The sequence below is a fragment of the Bradyrhizobium uaiense genome (assembly GCF_010811875.1).
Taxonomy (GTDB): domain Bacteria; phylum Pseudomonadota; class Alphaproteobacteria; order Rhizobiales; family Xanthobacteraceae; genus Bradyrhizobium; species Bradyrhizobium uaiense.
This window is the reverse complement of sequence record NZ_VKHP01000420.1, coordinates 1-3790: the sequence shown is the minus strand read 5'-3', so window position 1 is coordinate 3790 and position 3790 is coordinate 1. Positions and strand designations below refer to the sequence as shown.

The 3790-nt window shown below is 58.8% G+C and carries 2 protein-coding genes; both read left to right on the top strand.

Features of this window, described 5'->3' with window-relative positions; all coding sequences use genetic code 11:
• Positions 1-2663 (top strand): non-ribosomal peptide synthetase (locus FNJ47_RS45085; RefSeq protein ID WP_163163108.1); only part of this gene is annotated, 2663 nt, incomplete at its 5' end.
• Positions 2664-2874: 211 nt separating this feature from the next.
• Complete coding sequence (locus FNJ47_RS45080) at positions 2875-3522, top strand: 4'-phosphopantetheinyl transferase family protein (RefSeq protein ID WP_163163106.1); 648 nt, start codon at positions 2875-2877, stop codon at positions 3520-3522.
• The last annotated feature ends 268 nt before the right edge of the window (positions 3523-3790 follow it).

The window sequence follows — 3790 nt, the reverse complement described above, 5'->3', positions numbered from 1 at the left end:
AGGATTTGAACCGGACGGCGGCAGCTTATCCGTCGGAACGGTGCATCCATGAGCTGTTCGAGACACAGGTGCAAAAAGCGCCGGAAGCGGTGGCGCTGGTCTGCGAAGATGAGCGGCTGAGCTATGGTGAGCTCAACGCACGGGCCAACCGGCTGGCGCATCATTTGATCGCCCTCGGGGTCAAGCCGGACCAGCCGGTGGCGATCTGCCTGGAGCGCAGCCTGGCGATGGTGGCCGGGCTTTTGGCGATCCTCAAGGCGGGCGGTGCCTATCTGCCGCTGGACCCGGCCTATCCCAGCGAACGGCTGCGGCAGGTTGTCGACGATGCCGCGCCGCGGCTGCTGCTTTGCGATGCCGCCGGCCGCGCAGCACTCGGCCGTGAGGTGCTGGATGCTGTGACAGTGGTCGATCTGGCGACGGCCACGCCGGCCTGGGCCGACCGGCCGGATTCGGACCCCGACCCGCGCGCGCTTGGCCTCACATCCAGTCACCTTGCCTATGTGATCTACACCTCAGGCTCCACGGGGACCCCAAAGGGGGTCATGATCCAGCATCGGGGATTGGTCAATCTACTGTTTACTCAGCTCGGCCTTTTTCGCGCTTCTTCTAAGAGCCGAGTCGTGCAGTTCGCCTCCATGGGTTTTGATGCAAGCGCTTGGGAGCTTGTTATGGCGTTTGGCTCTGGAGCCGCATTGCACTTGCCTGCGGACGAGATCCGTCAAGCGAGTAACAAGCTATCGGATTATCTCCGAAGCGAAGCTATCACCCATGCGACGTTACCCCCCGCGTTGCTACCGGCAAGCAAGAATTTGGGATGTTTGGCTTCGCAAGTTCTCATTCTTGCTGGCGAGCTGCCGAAGGCTGAACTCATCCGAAGTCTTGCCCCGGCATCAATTGTCAACGCGTATGGCCCGACCGAGACAACAGTTTGCGCGACGGTCTGGAATTGCCCGGCTGATTTTGATGGGTCAGTGGTCCCGATCGGGCGTCCAATCGCCAACACGCGGGTCTACCTGCTGGATGGCCATGGCGCGCCCGTGCCGTTTGGCGCAGTGGGGGAGCTTTACATCGGCGGGGCAGGGGTTGCGCGCGGGTATTTGAACCGTCCTGAGCTGACGGCCGAGCGGTTCATCGCCAGTCCCTTTGTCGAGGGCGATCGGCTGTACCGGACCGGTGACCTCGGGCGTTATCTGCCGGACGGCAATATTGAGTTCCTGGGCCGCAACGACGACCAGGTGAAGATCCGCGGCTACCGCATCGAGCCTGGCGAGATCGTAGCAAAGCTGTGCGAGCACGCCTTTGTGCGCGAGGCGGTGGTGGTGGCGCGCCAGAGCCGCGCCGGCGACAAGCATCTGATCGCCTATGTGGTCTGCGCGCCGGAGACCGGCGCCCCCGAGACCGGGACGGACGAGGGTGATGCAGGCGGACTTGCGGGCGCCTTGCGCGCGCACTTGAGTAGCCGGCTGCCGGACTACATGGTGCCGGCTGCGTTCGTGCCGATCGCGGCGCTGCCGCTGACGCCGAACGGCAAGCTCGACCGCAAGGCACTGCCGGCGCCGGCCGACGAGGCCTATGCGCTGGCGGCCTATGAGGCGCCGCAAGGCGCGGTCGAGACCGCGCTGGCGCGGATCTGGGCCGAGCTTCTCGGTGTCGAGCGCATCGGGCGCCACGACCACTTCTTTGAACTCGGCGGCCACTCGCTCTTGGCCGTGCAGATGCTCAGTCGAGCATTAAAACTTGGGCTGAGCTTTAGCGCTGCCGACCTCTTCCAAACCCCTGTTCTGAAGGAATTTGCGTCAAAGATTCATGTGGAGCCACAGCCCAGTAGCCGGGGGGTAATTTCCGTTCGATCAACCGGATCGCAGCCACCGCTCTTCTTTGTCCCCTCAGGTTTTGGAGACTGTTCCTATGTACCTGGTTTAGTGGCGGAAATGGATGTAGATTGCCCCGTCTACGCTCTGCCTTGGCCGCCCTTCAATGACGTTTGTCCACCCACTCTTGAGGCAATGGCCGCCGAGGCGATCCTTGCGATTAAAGAGATACAGCCACGAGGCCCATACCGCTTGGCTGGATACTCATCCGGTGCAATTCTGGCTTATGCAATTGCCGAGCAATTACTGAGCAGCGACGAAGTCGTATCATTCATGGCGTTTATCGACGTTAGTTCACCTGCAGATTGTTCAAACGCATCACATATCAATTTGGCTCGAGAATTTGTTTTGGAGCGTTGTGGTATCTCTCGCGATGCATACGGCGAGGTTTTCGAAGGATACACCGAACACTGTTCGATTTCTGAGTTGCTCGAAAAGGCGCAGCAAATGGGAGCGTTACCTCCAGACCACGATCTCCATGGCGATGTTTCGAAGTATCAAAGGGCCGCGGTATTTCACCGGGCGCTACAATCGTACCGAGTTCCGCCGCTCCCGATCGAGATACATCAGTTTTATGCCAGTGAGCCTCTTATCAGCTCTGGGGTACCACCTGACGAACAACTGCATCACAAGGCAAACTCGCCAACTAAGGGTTGGGACTTGATTTTGGATGCGGGGGCCATTCATGCGGTCCGGATGCCGGGCAACCACACGACAATGGTGAGCAATTCAGAAAACCGGCAAGTTCTGGCTCGGGCCATTTCAAGGGCGGTAATCGGGACTGTTAAATAGACAAGGACTTCCTCTCCAAAAGCTGGGGTTCGAAGGTCAGTCTCAAGCCCCGGCAAACGGCTCGGTGGTCCAGACTTCGGTCTCGCTGCAATAGCTCCCGAGAATCTAACTGCCCCCTGATCAAATTCAGGCGCTGGTCAGAAGCGATCCATAGGAGGGGCCGCCGCGCGTCGCTCTGGTCGACACTTCGAAAAGCTGATTGAACCAAATAATGGAGATTGTCACAATTGATCAACGGAACATCATGGTCGGTATCCGTCCGATAGAACCCTGCGACGAATCCACCCTGTACGCTTCCGAAGTTATGTCTATAGGACGCGCCGTTGCCAAAGTCCGCCGCGAAAGCGGTGCCGCAAGAGCAGCCGCCCGAACACTTCTTGGGCAATTGGGATTTCCACCAATGGCGATTCCGAAGACGCGCTCTGGTGTTCCGATCTGGCCGACGGGAGTGGTCGGATCTTTGGCGCACCACGTTACGGTCGCGGCCGCCGCTATTGCAGGAACGAAAAAGATTGCAGCTCTCGGCATCGACATTGAGCCGAATGAACCTCTGCCGGAAAACCTGATCGCATTGATTGCCACTCCTAGCGAGCGACGGATGTACGATCTACACACGCTCAAGCGGCGCGATCTCTTCGTTTTGAAAGAGGCGGTGTATAAGGCGTGTTTTCCGATGGATCGCCAGTTTCTTGAGTTCCAGGACGTGGAAATTGATACGTTTGCGCGATCAGGACACGTGTCCAAGGCAAATCGCACGTTTTCACTCGAGTTAATTATTTCCAAGAATGTAATCGGGGTGGCGTATTCGCGGCCGAATGAAGTGGACGCGCCGCTCCAAAATCAGCGGCCGTCACCCTAAAGCAATCGATACTAACTCCTTCGCGCGTTTCTTTTCGGTCGAAGGAAAGCCGCGCGGCTGTGCAGTGCAAGGTAACGCAGGCGACTAGCACTAGCTCCAGTGTGTGTAGCCCTTCGCTCCGGCTTGTCTCGTAGGTGTTTCGTAAGCGCGATTTTCCCCGCACGTTGACGCCGGCGGTTTTGATGGATTGCCCTAGTATCGGGCGATACCGGGCCGTTCAGGCAGTGGCGGCTTTGTGGAAGTTGATGGGCAGCAGGTCGGTAATATC